General features: G+C 52.3%; 15 protein-coding genes. 8 read left to right on the top strand and 7 right to left on the bottom strand.

Annotated elements, in window-relative coordinates; translation table 11 throughout:
- Positions 1–23: 23 nt before the first annotated feature.
- The 3 genes from ACO0LI_RS13325 to ACO0LI_RS13315 all read right to left on the bottom strand — a co-directional run bounded on the left by ACO0LI_RS13325 (position 24) and on the right by ACO0LI_RS13315 (position 4,724).
- Positions 24–527, bottom strand: coding sequence for a DUF5071 domain-containing protein (locus ACO0LI_RS13325; RefSeq protein WP_423032944.1), 504 nt, complete (start codon positions 525–527; stop codon positions 24–26).
- A 118-nt stretch (positions 528–645) separates the two neighbouring features.
- Positions 646–2,517, bottom strand: coding sequence for a DUF1963 domain-containing protein (locus ACO0LI_RS13320; RefSeq protein ID WP_423032943.1), 1,872 nt, complete (start codon positions 2,515–2,517; stop codon positions 646–648).
- A 224-nt stretch (positions 2,518–2,741) separates the two neighbouring features.
- Positions 2,742–4,724, bottom strand: coding sequence for an alkyl/aryl-sulfatase (locus ACO0LI_RS13315; RefSeq protein WP_423032942.1), 1,983 nt, complete (start codon positions 4,722–4,724; stop codon positions 2,742–2,744).
- A 180-nt stretch (positions 4,725–4,904) separates the two neighbouring features.
- On the opposite strand from ACO0LI_RS13315, the gene ACO0LI_RS13310 reads away from it, so the two are divergent.
- Entirely contained in the window at positions 4,905–5,816 is a 912-nt protein-coding gene (locus ACO0LI_RS13310; RefSeq protein ID WP_423032941.1) for a LysR family transcriptional regulator, read from the top strand.
- Between the two features lie 25 nt (positions 5,817–5,841).
- Here ACO0LI_RS13310 and ACO0LI_RS13305 read toward each other — a convergent pair whose 3' ends face one another.
- Positions 5,842–6,645, bottom strand: a complete 804-nt coding sequence (locus ACO0LI_RS13305) for a hypothetical protein (RefSeq protein ID WP_423032940.1) — start codon at positions 6,643–6,645, stop codon at positions 5,842–5,844.
- 189 nt (positions 6,646–6,834) lie between these two features.
- Between ACO0LI_RS13305 and pgeF the strand changes: the two genes are divergently transcribed.
- A complete protein-coding gene (gene pgeF, locus ACO0LI_RS13300) occupies positions 6,835–7,548 on the top strand; it encodes a peptidoglycan editing factor PgeF (RefSeq protein WP_423032939.1) in 714 nt (237 codons plus the stop codon).
- Between the two features lie 8 nt (positions 7,549–7,556).
- On the opposite strand, the gene ACO0LI_RS13295 is transcribed toward pgeF, so the two are convergent.
- Positions 7,557–8,453: a LysR family transcriptional regulator gene (locus tag ACO0LI_RS13295; RefSeq protein WP_423032938.1), complete on the bottom strand. Its 897-nt coding sequence runs from the start codon at positions 8,451–8,453 to the stop codon at positions 7,557–7,559.
- 93 nt (positions 8,454–8,546) lie between these two features.
- Here ACO0LI_RS13295 and ACO0LI_RS13290 point away from each other — a divergent pair, with 93 nt between their 5' ends.
- The 3 genes from ACO0LI_RS13290 to ACO0LI_RS13280 all read left to right on the top strand — a co-directional run bounded on the left by ACO0LI_RS13290 (position 8,547) and on the right by ACO0LI_RS13280 (position 12,383).
- Positions 8,547–9,515: a sodium-dependent bicarbonate transport family permease gene (locus tag ACO0LI_RS13290; protein ID WP_423032937.1), complete on the top strand. Its 969-nt coding sequence runs from the start codon at positions 8,547–8,549 to the stop codon at positions 9,513–9,515.
- Positions 9,516–9,594: 79 nt separating this feature from the next.
- Entirely contained in the window at positions 9,595–10,104 is a 510-nt protein-coding gene (locus ACO0LI_RS13285; RefSeq protein ID WP_422951541.1) for a (2Fe-2S)-binding protein, read from the top strand.
- Positions 10,101–12,383 carry a molybdopterin cofactor-binding domain-containing protein gene (locus ACO0LI_RS13280; protein WP_423032936.1) on the top strand — a complete coding sequence of 761 codons (2,283 nt, stop codon included), beginning with the start codon at positions 10,101–10,103 and terminating at the stop codon, positions 12,381–12,383. Before ACO0LI_RS13285 ends, ACO0LI_RS13280 begins: the two co-directional genes overlap by 4 nt.
- 54 nt (positions 12,384–12,437) lie before the next feature.
- Here the strand turns inward: ACO0LI_RS13280 and ACO0LI_RS13275 are convergent, their stop codons facing one another.
- The gene (locus ACO0LI_RS13275; RefSeq protein WP_423032935.1) at positions 12,438–13,226 is read right to left on the bottom strand and encodes a 4'-phosphopantetheinyl transferase family protein; all 789 of its coding nucleotides are present in this window, start codon (positions 13,224–13,226) and stop codon (positions 12,438–12,440) included.
- Between the two features lie 81 nt (positions 13,227–13,307).
- Here ACO0LI_RS13275 and ACO0LI_RS13270 point away from each other — a divergent pair, with 81 nt between their 5' ends.
- Positions 13,308–13,973: a thioesterase II family protein gene (locus tag ACO0LI_RS13270; protein WP_423032934.1), complete on the top strand. Its 666-nt coding sequence runs from the start codon at positions 13,308–13,310 to the stop codon at positions 13,971–13,973.
- A gap of 69 nt (positions 13,974–14,042) precedes the next feature.
- Here the strand turns inward: ACO0LI_RS13270 and ACO0LI_RS13265 are convergent, their stop codons facing one another.
- Positions 14,043–16,520 (bottom strand): TonB-dependent receptor, encoded by a 2,478-nt coding sequence (locus tag ACO0LI_RS13265; RefSeq protein ID WP_423032933.1) that lies wholly within the window; start codon positions 16,518–16,520, stop codon positions 14,043–14,045.
- 578 nt (positions 16,521–17,098) lie between these two features.
- Between ACO0LI_RS13265 and ACO0LI_RS13260 the strand changes: the two genes are divergently transcribed.
- Together ACO0LI_RS13260 and ACO0LI_RS13255 are read left to right on the top strand one after the other, a co-directional pair.
- The gene (locus ACO0LI_RS13260; RefSeq protein ID WP_423032932.1) at positions 17,099–18,109 is read left to right on the top strand and encodes a LacI family DNA-binding transcriptional regulator; all 1,011 of its coding nucleotides are present in this window, start codon (positions 17,099–17,101) and stop codon (positions 18,107–18,109) included.
- A gap of 219 nt (positions 18,110–18,328) precedes the next feature.
- Positions 18,329–19,486: a PepSY-associated TM helix domain-containing protein gene (locus ACO0LI_RS13255; RefSeq protein WP_423032931.1), complete on the top strand. Its 1,158-nt coding sequence runs from the start codon at positions 18,329–18,331 to the stop codon at positions 19,484–19,486.
- Positions 19,487–19,504: the final 18 nt, after the last annotated feature.

Below are 19,504 nucleotides of genomic sequence, written 5' to 3'. Positions count from 1 at the left end.
TTCAACGCTTTGCTTGCGTACGATTACGTTTCACTAATCGTACCTTGCTGTTGTTCTTGCGATGTCTTGACTTTTAGCGCTTTGAGCTCAAGCAAAAATTCCTCACCAGCGCGGATACAATTATCAAGCATCCAGTTCAAGGTTTTTGCATCCCAAATGCCTGCCGATGCACCAATTCGTATCGCGATGACATCACTCTCAGACATGCCCGCCATCGCCAGTTGATTGAGTTCCGCCTTGAGCGCATGGATGTGTTCCGGGGCCAGTCTTTCGACGACATAATCGAGGACGAATTCTATCCATGGCTGATCGTTAGAGCGTAATATTTTCTTGATATGAGGGATAAGTGGATCTCCAACCGTGACGAGGAAGTCCGCAATAGGTATCGCAATCGGATAATTGATATCCTGCAGCCAAATAAACAGACCTTCGAGTATGGGCTCTGCGGCTACTGGCCCCGCAGCAATCACTGCTTTTACTCTTTCGTGATCATGCTTGTTTCTTGGGCACAGATTTTCGGATGACATGGGGGAGACTTTCTTAAGATTTGAGCAACGATTTTTATTTTGCATCACAACGCGCGTAGGATTACGGAAATCTAATCACATCTACGCGGGCGACTCGGCTAATTGCACCTCAGCGGGCTCAAAAACCAACAGCAGTGCTAATCACAGGCGAGAAATCCATTATGGACAGGTCATCGTCGTGAATCATGAAGTACAGGATGCCGCTATCCGTACCCCACATGAAATTGTCGTCAGAGTTCAGTTGCAATAGCAGTCGCCATTTTTTCGCTGCTTTCCAGCCATTTCGATCTGGTTTGGGGTAATGTCCATTGCGCCTGTATTCTGCATCAGCTTCCCTGTCATTGTTTTGCAGAATATCGGGGTAGCCACCAAGGCGGTGCGTGTTGCCGCAGGCAGATTCTGGCTGATGCTTTTCCAGAAAACTCCTGTACTCTTCCAGCTCCATATCGGAAAATAACTGTCCTTCTACAATTGCAGCGTCTGTTTGTGGCCAGGTAGCAGCACCTTTTATCAGTGTAACGGGTTGACTATCCAAATACGGCATATCGGTATACTCGTTGCTTGCCATGCCAGCAGTTTGGTTTATCCACAGAACGCGTGTTGCAACTGGATTAAATTCTTCATCAAGAAGAACTTCATAATCTTTATCAACACTTACGAAAAAAAGCAGAAACCCCTTATCAGGGAATGGATTTTCGGGAAGCAATAAAGCAGCTTCCCGTAGATCAAGCTGGCAAAGCAAGAGCATGGGCTGCCCAGCATGTATAGGCCATGCCTGCTGGTCGAGCAGAGAGGGCAAACCATACATGAATGAATTTGTATGTACATTGGCATCACCTGCCTTTATGGGTGTCAATTCCAGCGAGGGTTTATGAAAAATTTTTAAAGCGGTAGTTAACGATGATTGCTGTTGAGTGCCTGTGGTTCCTCTGGCAGACTTTCCTGGCTGTATGATTGGTCTCCATATCAATTCCCTGATGCTGAAATGCATAATCTCTTTTTGCGACAAAATAAAAACACCCTCATCGCCAATGATCAGATCAGGGAAGTAGTTTATTTCGGGAGTAAAAGTTGCGGGTGAATATTCATTGACAATCTTGGGGAAATCGAAATTTGCTATCAGGCCCTGTTTCAGGTCAATCATGGCGCTTGTATCTGACTCTTGCGCTAGTAAAAACTTACCTGTGTGAGATAGGGCAATATGTAGTTGAGTCGTATTGGATGCACGTGGGAAGGGGCGTAGCAATTGCAGTAAATTGCCACCATCATCAATAATCTCTACCATGCCACCCTGATGCGCCATGGCGAATCGCTCTGTGCCACTGGCGGCAGCGATAGGGCGGTATGCATTCTTGTTGTATTTGGGTTGATAGATGGCGATATCCATCCCTGAGTCCAGCGACCTGATTTTACAGGTAGGATCATGATAATTTGTCTGCAATAACCTGGTTTGCGAAAATACGAAGTCACCTGATGTGGGTATGAGTTTATTCGCCATCACCAACTGACTAGTCTCAAACTTCAGCACCAGCAATTGGGTGGCCAGGGCGACATGAATATGGTTGGAGCCACTTGCCATCACGACTACTTCGTTAATACTGTCCTTTGCATAGGCAGGTACAATCAACTGCAAGCGTTCACATAAACTGGTGGCTGTTTCTTCATAGATGATGGAATTTGCGCTTACGTTAATGACACGAAATAAAGTATTGGCTGTGGCATCAGCAAATACTAACAACACCAGACCGTTGCCAAGTGAACAGGCTTTTGTCGGCGCGACGAAATATTCATCATTCGCTTGTGCTAAGCACCATTCCAATTGTTTTGTCACCGCAAATGTGGCACATCGCAATTTGTCACGCTGGGAATTTGCTGCCGCAAGTAACGTGGCAAGAGGCACATGGCGTGTGCAAATCAAAAAACGATCATGTTCTATTTTGTTTTCATCATACCAGCGGGCATAACCAAATTGCTTGGCTGGCAAAGGCATGTAGGCAGTGCTGGCTTCTGTCAATGCCAACATGCCATATGGAGCAAGATCGATTAAACGTTCGCTATAGATCAAGCTCGAACCCGGCTCCATTCTGTTTGTAGGATTAGCCCGTACAAGGTGCGATTAGCAGAGAGTGATAGCACGTTTGTATTGCGTCAAAATAACTGCAGCGGCCAAAAAATATTCTACCTGAAAACTAGCTTTAAGGCATAACGAATGATCTACTTCGTCACAATCCCAAACGTCCCCTGAGCCTTATCGATGAGGCCAAAGAAGCGTACCAAATCTATCTTGCTGCCATCCACCTTCAAGTCGTCACTGAACAGCGTATCTTTGACACCCGCTGTCCCTGCCATCATCTTGATGAAGATGGGTTTGGTCAGTGTCAGCGTGGCGTTCGCATCTTTTACCGGTTCTGCTTTTTTGTGATGCAGTACCGCGTTTTCTATCCATAGCACGTAAGACTCTTTGGTGTCGGTCAGTACCAGGTTGAGCTTGTAGTCTTTGCCTTCGGCGTCAGGACCATTCAGGCCGGCGGCCATGGCTTCGAGGAATCGTTCTATCGGGGTTTGGCTGAGCATGTCTATCATGGCCGCGCGGTTAACGCCTTTGGCGGGTGGGCCGTTGCGTAGTTCGTTGGCGGCGGTGAGGTAGCTGTTGCGCCAGGTGGATGCTTCTGCTGCATAGCCCATTTGTTCGTAGGTGCGTGCCAGCAGTTCTTTGGCGTTTTTGTTGTTGCTGTCGGCAAAGACGACATGGTTCAGCAGCTCGGCTGTCCAGCGGTATTCTCCCTTGTCGAATGATGTTTGTGCAGCGGTGATGGCTTTGTCTGCGCCGCCGAGCAACTCGACATAGTGTTTGGCTGATTCCTGTGGTGGCAGGCGGTTCAGGTTGGCGGGGTTGCCGTCATAGGCGCCTATGTAGAACTGATACACGGCTTTGACATTGTGGCGCAGATCGCCGTAGTAGCCGCGTGCGCCGAAATAATTTTCCAGTGATTTGGGCAGTTTGATTTTGTCGGCGATTTCGTAAGGTGTGTAGCCGGCATTGATGAGGCGCACAGTCTGGTCGTGGGTGTATTTATAGACATCGCGCTGCCTGGTGATGAATTCTGCGATGCGTGGCTTGCCCCAGATGGGCCAGTTGTGCTGGCCAAAGTAGACGTCTGCATCGGCGCTTTGCGCGAGTGCCTGTTCGAGGTAGGTACTCCAGCGTTGTGCATCGCGGGCTTTGGCACCGCGCACGGGCAAGAGATTGTGCATGGTTTGCGCGAGTATCTCGGCACCGGCATAGGCTTTTTTATCGGGGATGCTGAAGGTCAGTTCTGACGGTGCTTCTGCACCTGGCACATTGTGGAAGACAAAGTTCACACCATCGAGTGTCAGCTCTTGCGTTTCTTTGGTGATGAGCTGGTTGGGTGCCAGCACGCCTATGCTGCCGTAGGCGACAGCTTTACCCAGGCCGGTATCGACCAGACCCTTGGGTGAGCGTTCAAGGTCTTTGCCAAACTGGTAGCCAGAGCGCCTGGCCATGGCGGTGCCGACGAGGATGTTTTCGCTGGTGGCTTCTTCCATGAAACCATCTGGCGCGATGACGGGGATGTTTTTGCTTTTGACTTCTTCTGGCGTGATGACACCGAGTGCACCACCAAAATGGTCGGCATGGCTGTGGGTGAAGACGATGGCAGTCACGGGCTTGTCACCAAGGTGCTTGCGTGCAAAGGCAAGGGCAGCAGCAGCGCTTTCTTTTGAAGTCAGCGGGTCGACAATGATCCAGCCTGTCTTGCCTTCTATGATGCTCATATTGGCGATATCAAAACCGCGCAACTGGTAAATGCCATCAGTGACTTTGAACAGGCCGATTTGGGCATTGAGTTTGGCATGCCGCCACAGGCTGGGGTTGACGGTGGCGGGGGCTGCGCCATCAATGAATTTCCATGCATCGAAATCGATGAGCACTTCACCTGCGGGGCCGAGGATTTTGCCTTCTGGCTTGGCGATCAGACCACGTTTGGCATCTTCAAAGTCTTGCTGATCATCTAGCGGCAGGCTTTGCGCCATGTCGGCATTGGCATTGACAGTGGTGGTCGTGGCGTCACCCATGGGGGCGTTGCTGGCCTTTTGTCCGCAGGCGCTGAGGATGAGTCCGCTGGCAAGGCTGCCGATGAGCAGGGCGGCGAGAGGTGTTAACTTTAAGTGAGGCATGACAGTCTCCAATATTTATTTTATGAAAGAGCGTAGGGCAGCGAATTGTAGTTGTCCAATGCATTCTTAAGCTAAAATCAATGCGCTGCATGCATGGATGTGTTGAAATGATAATGCTCAAGAACTGCGCGCATTGCTGACTTTTTATGCTGTTTCTTCAGGTAAGGGCTATGGGACATAATGGAACTGAAGCGGCTCAAACATGTAGTTGCCCTGGCAGATGAAAAGAATTTTGCCCGCGCTGCAGAGCGCGTGCATCTGTCGCAATCGGCCCTTAGCCGTAGCATACAGGCGGCCGAGGCTGAGTTGCAGGTGCAATTGTTTGACCGGGGCACGACCGAAGTGTTGCCTACTCCTGCAGGCAGCTTTTTTATAGACAGGGCGCGCAAGCTGGTGTTTGACAGCAATTGCCTGCAAAGGGATATTGAGTTATATCGCAGCAAGCAGATAGGTGAACCGGCGATAGGCGTGGGGCCATTTCCGGCGGCGACCTTGCTGCCCATGCTGATGCCAGAATTGCGACAGAATTTTGCCGGCGTCCGCTTGCGGGTAGAAGTCAATAACTGGGAATACCTGGCCCAGCATCTGCGGGCTGAAGAGCTGGATTTTTTTGTCGCAGATACGCGTGATCTGCCGCCAGACCAGGACCTGGATATTGATTTGCTGGCGCGCCAGCGTGGCGGTTTTTTTGTGCATGCCGGGCACCCGTTATTGAGCAAGGCAGAAAGGCTGCCTGCGGATATCCTTGATTATGGCCTGGCATCCGTGCGTTTGCCGCAGGCGATACGCAAGGCACTGGCGCAATTGCTGGGTTTGCCAGCAGGCGCCGCCTTGCCAATTGCGCTTGAGTGCGATGACGTGCTGACGCTGAAGCGTGCGGCCCTGGAGTCTGACACCATACTGGCGGCCATCAATGCTGCGGTGGCAGATGAAATCCAGCGTGGCCTGATGCTGCCGCTGGTGATTGCGGGTATACCGAATATGCATTCTGAGGTAGGCATAGTTTCGCTGCGGGGCCGCAGTCATTCACCAGTGGCGCAGCATGTCATAGCACGCTTCAAGGAATTGGCTGAACTGCATGCAAGGCAGTAAGGGACTGCTCAATGCTTATGCTGCTTCAATCTATCAATGTCTTTACCAGCGTGCGGCCATCCGGCATTGTGGCTTCTTGCCGCAACATGATTTGGCTTTGCTTGGCAAACCAGAATTTGGTGACCGTACCTGGCCGGTTGTAATCGGTGGTCACCAGCCAGCAATCGACATTGCCTGCTGGCCCGGCGATGCTCTCTTCACCTGCTACCTTGAAGCTGTAATAGGCTGGGGCACTGGTGCTGCCAGGGTGGTAGAAGTTGACCCTGGCTTCATAGCCTGCTGCGAGGGGCAGGGTTTGCAGGAATTCGATGTCGGTTTCAAAATTGTAGGTGGCTACGGCAGATGGCATGACAAAATCTTTCTGGCTATTGTCGGCGAGATCTTTCATGCCAGTGATCTTGTCGGCGCTGAAGGTGAAGCCTTCTACCAGATGTTTGCCGTCTTTGTCGGTAATGCGCTCATGGCTGATGGGGGTAAAACTGGGGAATTGTGCCCATGAATCGAGGAGCTTGGTAGCCGCTGTTGTGTTGGCTTGGGTGGCCTGGGTGGACACTGGTGCGCTGGGCGGTATGGCTGCGCCATCCCAGCGCTGGCGTATGCGTATGCGCTTTTCGCCATTCTGCTCTGTGATCTGTACTTCGCGCGACCAGATATCAACAGGGACATTGCTGTCGCCACTCTTGAAATAGCGCAGATAGTGATGCGTGCCATCTTTCAGCAGGGCGATACGCGACAGGGTTTTGCCGGGGGACAGGGTCTCAGTGGCAGCCTGTGCATGGTTGAAGCTGGCAAATAGCAGGGCCAGGGCAGGGAACACAATTGATCGCATTATTGTCTCGCGGTATGAGGATAGAGAAGATTTGAAATTTGCAATACTGAATTCTGGAATCAGACTGATGCTTTGCCACTAAGTTCCTGCATAGATACAGGTGCGGGTATTTAAAAGTAAAAACTGCTGCACATACCGGACAAGAAAGTCGCTAAAATCTTGCTCTGAACAAATTTACCGGAGCCAGCCTTGTCCCTGCATCACCGCCATCGCAGCCACCATAGTCACCATAGCAAACTCGACAGTAGCGTTCTTTCCAGCGTACCCGGCATCAGCTATGGCTTTGGCAATGCACGTGACTTTGTCCCCGCCAGCCTGAGCGGGTATTGGGACACCGTGCCCAACAAGCTGCAGGTACATGGCATACGCGTGGTGGAGGTAACGGAAAACCATCAGCAATGTGGTGATGCAGATGCTTTTTTCACGCGTCTGCCGGGCATACCCGTGACCGTGATCACTGCGGACTGCGTGCCGGTGTTAATGGCCAGGCGTGACGGCAAGATGATAGCAGTCGCCCATGCGGGTTGGCGTGGCATCGTCGGCGGCGTGGTGCAAACCTTGTGGCAGGAACTGGCTGCGCAGGGTGAACAGCCGCAAGACTGGGTGGCGGCTATAGGCGCGCACATAGGCCCATGCTGTTTTGAAGTCAGCGAAGAGCTGGCGGCCGATTTTGTGCGGCAGTTCCCGGACCTGGATGCCACAGCGATTAACCCGCGTTACCGCCATGTAGATTTGAATGTACTGGTCAGGCGAGCCTTGCAGCAAATCGGTATCAGCGAGATAGACCATGCCGTGCCTTGCACGATGTGCAGCAAGACAGCAGAAGGCAAATATGTTTATCGCAGTTATCGCCGTGGTGACCGTAATTCTTTTCAACATTCAGGGCTGGTGATTTTGCCTTGATCTGATTTCTAAACCTTGTCTTGCGCGTGTTGGCTCAGGTAGCCAAGAAAATTGCTGGCAATGGGGGACGGGCGTTTGCCTTGCAGGTGAACGATATACCAGTTCGACATGATGGGAAAGTCCTGTACGTCCAGAACGCTCAGATTTTGATCTGTCAAATGATCACCCAGCGCATGGCGTGACAGAATGGTGATGCCCATGTCGGCAGCAACTGCCTGTTTGATCGCCTCGTTGCTGCCGAGTTCCAGTCTGACCACGGGTGTGATCTTATTCTCACTAAAGTAGTGCTCACACGCCAGCCTGGTGCCAGAGCCCCGCTCACGCAGGATAAAGCGTTCATTTAATAACTGGGCAAATTGCAGCCGTTTTTTTCCTGCCAGAGGATGCTGCAAGGGCGCAACCACGACCAGTGGATTTGGCAAGAATACTTGTTTGACGACGTCGATGTCCTTAGGGGGGGTGGACATGATGTAGATATCGTCCAAATTGTTTCTCAGGCGCTCGACGACGCCGTCACGGTTTTGCACTTCAAGTGCGATATCAATTTCTGGATATTCCCTGCAAAAATCACCCAGCATACGTGGGATAAAGTATTTCGCGGTACTGACCACGGCCACGCGCAGGCTGCCCTCGGTCAAACCTTTCATGGCTGCGATTTGCTGTTCAAAGCTGCCCCATTCATGCGCCAGACTGCGGGCGGTACTCGCCAACTCTTCGCCTGCCTTGGTCAGGTACAGTTTTTTGCCTATCACTTCATACAAGGGCATACCTATGGTGTCCGTCATTTCTTTCAGTTGCATGGACACCGTGGGTTGTGTCACATGACAGGCGCGTGCAACAGCACTAATGCTGCGCAGCTCTGCCAGGCGTATGAATATCTGCAATTGTCTAAATGTGATGTTCATAGGTTTTTATCTATGATTGTACTTAAAAAAATTGATTTTACCTTATGATAACCTGCGCTTACCATGCCTGCCATCGATATACTTAAGGCAGATATGCAGAGCTTACTTGACCCCGCCATCCTCTTTTTTATCTTTGGCATCCTGGCTGGTTTGATGAAATCAAATCTGGAGATTCCCTCGCAGATTGCCAAATTTCTGTCTTTGTATTTACTCATGGCCCTGGGGCTGAAGGGTGGTTTTGCGCTGGCGCATTCTGGCCTTAACTTGCAACTGGTAACCAGCCTGGGCTGCGCGGTTGCATTGGCGCTGATTGTTCCCGCATTGTCTTATCTGGCCTTGAAGCGAATTCTGCCAGCCCTTGATGCCGTTGCTGTGGCGGCGACTTATGGTTCTGTCAGTGCAGTCACGTTTATTACGGCGGTGCAGTACATGGATACACGTGCTTTGCATTACGGTGGTCACATGGCGGCTGCGATGGCGCTGATGGAGTCGCCAGCGATATTGTTTGCCGTGATCGTGGCAAACACAGTGCGCAAGCGCCACGCGAATGCTGGTGAGCCCGGCGCTGTACCTACACTGAGCAAGATACTGCACGAGTCCTTGACGGATGGTGCGCAATTGCTGTTATTGGGCGCCATGCTGGTGGGCATACTTTCCGGTGAGGCAGGCAAGGCATCGATGCAGCCATTTTCTGGCGACCTGTTCAAAGGCATGCTGGCGTTCTTTCTGCTTGATATGGGCTTAAAGGCTGCACGCAACCTGGGACAATTGCGTGGAAAGTCTCCCTTGCTGATTGCCTATTCCTTGCTGGCACCGCTGGCCCATGCCGGAATTGCGCTGATCCTTGCGGCCCTGTTCAGCGTGCCTGCAGGGGATGCTGCGCTGTTGATGGTCCTTGCTGCCAGCGCCTCCTATATTGCAGTACCGGCGGTTTTGCGCTTTGCTATTCCTGAGGCTTCACCAGCACTGTATTTGGGCATGTCACTGGGTATGACCTTCCCATTCAATATCTTGCTCGGTATCCCTTTGTACATGACAATCGCTCATCATGTATTGATTTGAAACTGCCTCACCTGATTTGCCTAAAAAGCATACAATCTTGCATGCCTGATTGGACTTGTTCAACTTTAGCGGACTCAGCATGAGCAAACATACCCTGAATATTAATGGCCAGTTGCAGGCCGTAGATGTCGCCCCCGATACCCCCTTATTATGGGCGCTGCGCGACAGCCTGAACCTGGTTGGCACCAAATATGGCTGTGGTGTGGGGCAGTGCGGTGCCTGTACCGTGCATATCAATGGCTCACCCACCCGCTCTTGCCTGGTGCCGGTATCTTCGCTAGGCAAACAAAAAATCACTACCATAGAAGGCCTGGACGCCAAGGCCACGCACCCGCTGCAAACTGCCTGGCAAGAGCTGGACGTGCCGCAATGCGGCTATTGCCAGGCTGGCCAGATCATGTCGGCTGCTGCCTTGCTCAAAGACAAGCCCCATCCTACTGATGCTGATATCGATGCGGCCATGGGCGGCAACCTGTGCCGCTGCGCGACCTATATACGCATACGGGCAGGCATACACAGGGTGGCAGAGCTGGCTAATGGCAATATTGGCAAGAGCGGCAAGAGTGGCAAGAAGAAGGTGGCGAAATGAATAAACCTGCAAATATTTCTGCTGAGCCAAAAGTCAATTCTCCGGCACGCCGTGACTTTTTACGCATGTCAGCATTTACTGGCGGTGGCCTGGTATTGGCCTACCTCGGTGCTGGCGACAGTGCGCTGGCGCAGATCAGCAAGCCTGCGGCTAATGCAACAGGTGGCGCAACAGACTTTGTCCCGCATGCCCTGATACGTATAGGCAGTGACGGCACGGTGACCCTGGTGTCCAAACAACCAGAGATAGGCCAGGGCATCAAGACTTCGCTGCCCATGGTGATAGCCGAAGAGCTGGAAGTGAACTGGAAAGATGTGCGCATCATCCAGGGTGATCTTAATCCCGCCTATGGCAGCCAGGGCGCTGGTGGTTCAACTTCCACACCGACAAACTACAATGAATTCCACAGGCTGGGCGCCACTGCACGCACCATGCTCGTCAGTGCCGCTGCACAGACCTGGAATGTGCCAGCCTCTGAATGCCATGCGGCGGACAGTGCCGTGCACCATGCAGCCAGCCAGCGGAAACTGACGTATGCGGCACTGGCCGCCAAGGCCGCTAGCCTGCCTGTGCCAGATGCCAAGGATGTCAAACTCAAGGACCCGGCGCAATTCAAGCTGCTGGGCACACGCATAGGTGGCGTTGATAATGCCGCCATCGTCACCGGCAAACCGCTGTTTGGCATAGACGTGAAATTACCCGGCATGCTGTATGCCGTGTATGAAAAATGCCCGGTATTCGGTGGCAAGGTCGTCAGTGCCAATCTGGACCATATCAAGGCACAGCCTGGCATTAAAGATGCTTTTGTCATTGAAGGCACGGACAATCTGCGTGGTCTCATGCCCGGCATTGCCATTATCGCCGAGACTACCTGGGCAGCCTTCAGCGCCCGCAAGCTGCTGGAAGTTAAATGGGACGAAGGCAAGGGTGCAACTGAAAGCTGGGCTGCCTTTGCCGAGCAAGCCAAAAAACTGTCTAGCCAGCCAGGCACTGCCACTTTGCGCAAGGATGGCGATGTTGCCGCAGCCATGGGTAAAGCCGCCAAAACGGTGGAGGCTGCCTACACTTACGCCTTCATCTCGCATGCGAGCATGGAACCACAAAATTGCACGGCAGCCTACAATGCAAAAGAGAGTAGCCTGGAAATCTGGGCGCCAACCCAATTACCAGAATCTGGCCAGGCGCTGGTGGCCGATGTACTTGCCATGCCCAAGGAAAAAATCAAGCTGCACATTACCCGCAGCGGTGGTGGCTTTGGCCGTCGCCTGAGTTCTGATTTTATCGTCGAAGCCGCCGCGATTGCCAAACGTGTCAATGCACCCGTCAAGCTGACCTGGTCACGCGAAGATGATATGCGGCATGATCATTTCCGGGCAGGTGGCTTTCACTTCTTGCGTGGTGCTGTGGATGACAAGGGCAAGCTCACTGCCTGGCACAATCATTTCGTCAGCTTTGGCAATAAAGTCATGCGCGATGGCAAGCAGCAATTGCAGGCGGGCAGCGGTGCCGGTTTGTCGGGGGATGAATTCCCTGGCCGCTGGCTCGACAATTGCCTGCTTGAACAGACGCTGATGGAATGCAATATCCCCATGGGCCCATGGCGTGCGCCGGGCAGCAATGTGTTTGCCTGGGTATTCCATAGTTTTATTGATGAGCTGGCGCATGCAGCAGGGCGCGACCCCGTGCAGTTCCGCCTCGATATCCTGGGTGATAAAGAAATCGTGCCAGGCACGGGGGAGCGCGGCCAGCCCTACCATGTGGGCCGCATGAAGCGTGTCTTGCAGGAAGTGGCAACCAGGGCAGACTGGGGTAAAAAGAAATTCCCGCGCGGCCAGGGGCAGGGCATCGCCTTCCATTTCAGCCATCGCGGCTATATTGCCGAGGTGGCCGAGGTTACCGTCAGCAAACAGGGAGAGCTCAAGGTTGACAGGGTGGTCGTGGTGACCGATATCGGCTCGCAGATCGTTAACCTCAGCGGTGCCGAGCATCAGGTATATGGCTCAGTCCTCGATGGTATCAGCACCCTGATGTACCCCGAGCTAGATATCCAACGTGGCCGTGTCGTGCAGGGCAATTTCAATGAATACCCGCTGTTGCGCATCAAGGACAGTTATACCAAGATAGAGGCGCATTTTCTGAAGACGGATTTTCCTGTGACGGGTTTGGGTGAGCCAGCCTTCCCGCCACTGGCACCGGCTGTGTGTAATGCGATTTTTGCAGCGACGGGCAAGCGGGTCAGGCAGTTGCCTTTGACGCATACGGATTTGAGCTGGAGTTGACGCTGGCAAAAATCTTGATGCATTGATGCGCTAATGAATTGATGCGTCAGTCGATTATTGTTTGCGGTTTTCGCAATACTCAATGAACAAAGATAGTGCGTCCTTGAATGACGCATTATCTTGTAGTGTCTGAACTTGTTTTTCAGTGTTTTTTTCTGAGTATTTTAGGGATGTTGGTTTTTGTTTTGCCAGCGCGATCAAATGTTTTTCATCATATTGCCTGAGTAAAAATTCCCATTGCCGGGCACTGCTGTTATCCGGTGTTTGCAATAAGCTGACCCTCGATACCGCATCCACACTGAACACCAGTTTGCGTGCGTCTGCCGACAAGCCTTCACCAGTGGCTTTAAGATAAGCTTCTTTTAACACCCAGAATTCATAAAATTTTTGTGCCCTGGTTTTGTCGTCAGCCAGGTTGATTTCTGCAATTTCTTCCTTGCTACAAACCACACCCATCAAATCATCCAGATTGACATCATGGTTAAATAATTCGACATCCACGCCCAGCTCTGCGCCGTATTGCAAGGCCACCACGACCAGTTGACCAGCGTGAGAAATGCTGATGGCAGGGGCCACAATATTGTCATTGACGAAGCTGATTGATGGTTTACCCGTAGCAGCGGTGATGATAGATATTTCTTCAGGCGGGACGCCAGTCATTTTTCCTGCTGCCAGTTTCACTAATGCACGGCCACCGAGGTACCTGTCCCTGTCATCCTGTTGCAGATAGCGTTGGGCACGTATTTGTTCTGTGCTCGTTAGCAGGGTTTGCAATCCGGTCCTGTAGGTGCGCAGGTGATCGAGTCTGGCTATCCATATTTCTGCTGCCGGGCTTGGGTACATATTCTTTGCGTGGGTAGTTATAGACAGGTTATATTCATTTGTGCTGCATTATATTGAGAACGCTGAGAAAGGAATAGTATATTGAAAATCATCGCCTACCCATTTGCAGGTGGCAGCAGCTATAGCTATGCAAAACTGTCGCGCGAGCATGCACATGAGTGGCTGGTGCTTGATCCGCCTGGACATGGCAGCAATATGCGCCAGCCTTTGATGCACAGCATACCCGAGATGGTAACGGCCTTGCTGGAGCCTACGTTGCGCGCAAGTGCTGGCAAGCCCTATGTCCTGTTTGGACATAGCATGGGGGCTTATATCGCGCTGGCCATGCTGGACAGGCTGGTGGAGTTGGGCGCCAGCCTGCCACAAAGACTGGTGTTGTCAGGTGCTGCCGCACCGCATAGCCGCGCTTCAGAACATCATGCAGAACTGCCGCACAAGGAATTTTTGAAATGGGTGGCAAACATGGGTGGCATTTCAGCAGAAGTGCTGGCAGAGCCACAATTGATGGAATTATTTGAGCCTATCCTGCGCGTAGACATAGGCGCAGCAGAAGCCTATGTTGACGGCAGCCAGCGCCAGCATGATGTACCTGTGCGGGTGCTGCTGGGGCAAGATGACAGGATAGCGCTGGCCGATGGTATGGCCTGGGCGGATTGTTTTGTGAATGCGCCTGAAGTACATAGCTTTGCAGGCGGACATTTCTTCCTGTTTGATGAAGTCGAAAAAGTACAAAGTCTGATCGCCTGAGTGAAAAAAGCGTGGTCCCGGGCAGGACCACGCTTGACTATATCAATACAGACCAGTTTTAGACTGATTTTAGAAACGATACAGCACAGACGCCTCAATCGCACGGCCAAAGATAGGGCGGGCAAAGACCACGCTGCTGCCACTGCCGATGACGCGGGAATTACCTTCGGTCAGACCGAGCTGATTGCTCAGGTTGGTACCAGCCAGGCGGAATTCCAGATTGTCACCCAGGCCCACCAGGATGCCTGCATCCAGCGTGTAATACTTGGGCAGTGATTGCTGGTTTTCTGCATCGGCAAAGCGTGCATCGACATGGGTGTAAGTGCCATACAGCTTGATATCGCCATTGTCGAGCGGGATGCGGTAGCTTGGTGACAGGCGGAATTGCAATTTAGGCTGACGCTTCACTTCATTACCAGTATTGGTGCCATAGTTTTCATACTTCGATTTCTGATAAGCACCGCTCAGGGAAATCTGGAAATTCTTGATCGGGCGGGCAGCCACTTCAAATTCCAGGCCTGAACCGCTGGAGCCACCTATCGCATTCACATTGCGGCCATCCGCCAAAAACTGCTGGAAGGGCAGGCCAGTGAAGGTATTGTGGAAGAAGGTCAGGTAAGCACTGAAATATTCCGACACGCTCTTCAAGCCTATCTCATATTGCTTGACCTTGGTCACAGGTGCATTCACGCCATTGTCGCGTATGGTATCGAACTGTGGCAGGGCGAAGCCAGAATTCAGACGGGCGAATACACTGAAATTTTCTGACACCTTGTAATTGCCACCCAGGGTATAAGACACTTCATTATCAGAACGATCGACCGGAGTGTTGCTGCCGCTCAGCACTGATGCGCTGTTGTTGTACAGCGTCAGTGGGTTATTGTCCAGATCCACTGATTTTGGATTAGAGATAACGCCATTCAAACGACGGTTCTCGGTGCGTACACCAGCATCAACGCGGATGCGGTCATTGATCTTCCATTCATCCGCCAGATAAAAAGCCGTGTTCTGTGCCGAGAAATTTTCATTCAAGGTGTAGAAAGATGCGCCATCATGGCCATTGCCGCTGACGATCACGCCATTATTCAACTGCACATTGATAGGGCGGGCATTCGGTGTCGCTGTCATCAGCACACTATTACCCAGATACCACATGTCCTTGGATGAATAGTCAGCGTAATACAGGCCAGCGGTAAAGGTATGGTCTTTGATGATCTCTTTGCTGATGCGCAGTTCATCCGTGAAAGAGCTCAGTTTCTTTTCTACTGACCAGATACCGGCAGACATTACTTGCTGGTCACCGGCCACTGCAGCGCCACCATTCAGATAAGTTGCCGTACCCGACACAGCCTGTTTGCCACCCGCTGCAGCCACCACATTGGCCTGGCTATTGGCAGACTGGATAGCGCTATTGATATAGCTGGACATGCTCACAGGGCTGTTGCCGGTGAAGATTGCCAGGGTAGGTGCATCACCAGAGAAATGATTGAGCTTGTTACTGATATTCCAGCCATTGATGGTTTGCGAGAAATCCACACCAAACAGGTTGGCTTGCAGGCCGCGGCCATTTGCCAGGTCTTTATTGATGACCTGGCCAGGGCCTACTTCCAGCGCGACATTGCGCAATTCATTGCTGTACAGCGAACCGGTCAAAGGATCAAAGCCAGGGAAAGCCGTTGGCTTGCCGCCCGCAGAGCTGGCCGAGATCAGCGGCACGCCAGTATAGAAAGTATTTTTGTCATTGACGGTGCGCGCATAAAAAGTCAGCTCGCCCTGGTCCAGCTTCCTGGTGACGCTGGCAGTGATTTGCCCGCCATCGTCTGCCGGGTATTGCCCGTCACGCACGCCTTGTGCTACGCGGTAAAAGCCACCTATGGTGCCATACCAGCCATCGGCAATCTTGCCGCCATAATAACCATCAATACGGCGCAGATTGCCCGTGCCCACGGTAGCACGCAAACTGCCTTCTGCCACATCACGGCCTTTCTTGAGCAAAAAGTTCATCGTTGCACCAGGCTGACCGTTCGAGAAGATAGGGCTGGGGCCACCGCGCAAGACTTCTACCCGTTCTATAGTGTCATCAATACGGAACAGCGATGAACCTTCCAGGAAAGACAGGGTAGGTGGAGGGAACAAAGGTGAGCCATTCATTTGTATCGTCACAAATGGCGCATCACCATCGATGGGGAAACCACGCACACCTATATTGGCACCGGCGTTACCGCCGCTGGATTCGGCATAAATGCCGGGCACGATTTTCAGCAGATCGGCGGTGCTGCTGGGGGCAGCCTGTTTCAGTTGTTCTTCATTGGCGGTGGTGATGGAATAAGACGCATCGATCTTGCGCTGGCCACCGTTGCGGGCATTACCGGTCACGACGATTTGCTGGACTTCATCTGCCTTGGCTGGGGCAGTGGCATTGGCAGTATTGGCAGTTGCCGCTGTGTTGGTTTCTGGATTGCTGGCGACCTGGGCTTGCGCCTGGCTCAATAATGTCATCATGGCGATAGTAATCGCCGACAAGCGGAAAGGCTTGTTGCAGTTCATGTTGTGCTCCTGAATATTATTAAAGTTTGTCGTCCCTAACATCCGTTCAAGGGCAATACGTCCATTTTCCATGATACGCATTGTTGCCTCTTGCCACTTCCTAAATGAGTCCGGCCTGGTTTTTTATGTGGCCTGTTTCCCTGGTACTCAAGTGACGAGATGTAAAAACAAGCTCATTGAAACAATAAATGTTATCGATGTCAATTGAAATGTTATCGATGTCATTTATTCGACACAAATTATTTAGATGCTTAAAAGTACAGAGTTTCCATGTGGAAATGAAGGATTGGTGAGCTTGCCCAAGATCGATGTTCGCATGCGGCTGGCAAAATATTCGGTGTATTTTTGCTTGATTTGCGTCTGTATCGTCCAATGTCAGGGCTGATGCTTATGCACCCAATGTAGCCGCGCGGGGTCTGGGATATATCGCACCCAAACAAGCTCTGTCATAATGCGCGGGAATTAAAGCGAAAAAGTTTCAGGGACAGCGAAGCCAGCGATAACGCTGACCTTTGCCAGAATCTGAAATCATTGCATCCGAAAACCAAGCACCTAGCACTCGATAACAAGGCCTTTGCATGTCAGCAAAAAAGCGCAGCACACCCAATCCCGAATCCGGGGTAACGATGGAACATCTGGCTGCCATTGCCGGGGTATCCACCATTACGGTGTCGCGTGCCTTGCGCAATAGTCCGCTGGTGACGGTCGATACACGTGAAAAAATCCGCAAGATTGCAGAAGAGCAGGGTTATCGTTTCAACGTCAGCGCCCGCAATTTGCGCCTGGGCCGCAGCCATTCTGTCGCCGTCGTAGTGGAAATGACACCAGCCAATGACAGGCCCATGTCCGACCCTTACCCGCTGGAGTTATTGGGTGGCATCACCCAGGAGTTGACGACAGCAGGCTACAGCGTGGTGCTGACTTCCATGCAGCTCATTGATACGCCACCTGTACAAGGGGCTGATGGCATGATCTTGCTGGGGCAGGGTTCTCACGGTGAAGCCGTACACCGCTTGCAACGTTCCGGCCTGCCGCTGGTCATCTGGGGCGCGCCAGATGCTAATCAGCCCGGCATCGTCGTTGGTAGCGATAACCGCAAGGGCGGTGCCAGTGTGGCTGAGCGTTTTATCCAGCAAGGGCGGCGCAAACTCTTGTTCATCGGTGACATTGACCATGCCGAAGTGCAGGAACGTTGCGCCGGTTTCATGGAGGCCCTGGGTGAACAGCAACATGCCGTCACCATTCTGCGCCCGAAGGCGTTTACCTTTGAAGCCGGGTTTGACTGCATGTCTGCCTACCTGGATAAAAAGGACAAAGCCTTCGACGCCGTCTTCGCCGCCAGCGACTTGCTGGCCATGGGCGCGATACGGGCAATTACCGAAGCAGATATGAGCGTGCCCGGCCAGGTATCGGTCATTGGCTACGACGATACCCCAGGTGCTGCCAGCTTCATCCCGGCATTGACCAGCGTACACCAATACCTGAGCGACGGCGGCATACTGCTTGCCAAAAAAATCCTTGGCCTCATCAATGAAGAGCCGGTCGAGTCCGAGGTCTTGCAGACCATGCTGGTGGTCAGGCAGACTTGAATGTGATGGTGTTTAGCCGCCTCACAACCGTTAGCCCGTAACTGTCATTGATCTGGGGGGCTGTTTTAGATAAGATAGTGGCCGCACCCCACTACAGCCAGCATTTTCCTGCATCCCCAAGAATAGCCAGCCATTTTTTCTCAGTCTGGATATTCACGATGTTTATCTGCAATCCCCAGTTTCACACTATTTCAAATCGTCGCTATTTCAGGACTGCTTATGTTGCCTAAGTCAGTGCGCACGGTATTGCTGCGTTTGCATTTGTGGCTGGCACTGACGTTTGGCAGTGTATTCGTGCTATTGGGGCTTACGGGCAGCATCATTTGCTGGATGCATGAGCTTGATCATGTACTCAATCCAGCCCTGTTCAGCACTGCACATCAAACTCAGATTGCTGAACCGATCAGGCCAGAAATGGTACAGGCTGCACTGGATACCCTGACGGCTAATCCTGCTTATGGCCGCCCCAGGCAATTGATGCTGCCTGCCAGTACGGCAGATGTCATTACTGCCTGGTATCCCGCCAGAGCAGCTACCGGCAAGTCAGCGTTTAGCCAGGACTGGTCACGCCAGGTCATGCTTGATCCGCTCACGCTGGAAGTGAAAGGTGAACGCAACTGGGGACAATACGGCATCTCAGTAAGTCTGTTGATATCTAGCCTGTATCACTTGCACCGTTATGTTTTACTGGGTGAGACTGGCAAGATCGTGATCGCAGTCAGCGGCATCATGCTCGTGCTGATGTCGTTTATTGGCCTGTTTTTATGGCTGCCCAGGCTTAACTGGAAAGCCTTGCGACAGGCACTGACAGTCAATCTGTCTGCAACCCCGGCGGCCATCAATTTTCGCCTGCACCGCATGCTGGGATTTTTTGCCTTGCCTGTGCTCCTGTTGCTCGGATTTTCTGGAGCCTACTTCAATCAGCCACAATGGATATTGCCCGTCATAGGCAAAGTATTGCCAGTCACACAGACACGCAAGCCGGGGGATGCACATGTGCTTCCCGGTCAGCACATCACTGCCGTACAAGCCATGCTGATAGCACAAGGCGTATTCCCGCATGCCAGAATTTCTCGCCTGGGTTTGCCATCGGCTTCTGCTGCCGTGTATGAAATCCGTCTGCACCAGCCTCAGGAAATGCATAGCGGCGATGGTGCCAGCAGGGTTAGTGTAGATGCTGGCAGTGGCCATATCATCAGGGTTGCCGATCCGCTACAGGGGCAGGCTGGTGACCGCTTTCTGGCCTGGTTGTTCCCCCTGCATAGCGGCATCGCTTTTGGCATGCCGGGCCGGATATTCATTTCTTGCTTTGGCCTGGTTCCGCTGGTGTTGATGCTGACGGGCTGGCGCATGTGGCGCAAGCGCAAGAACAAATAAAAAAAGCCGGATGCGCGA

The organism is Undibacterium sp. Tian12W, assembly GCF_049339405.1.
Lineage (GTDB): Bacteria > Pseudomonadota > Gammaproteobacteria > Burkholderiales > Burkholderiaceae_D > Undibacterium.
This window is presented reverse-complemented; position numbering and strand designations above follow the sequence as displayed.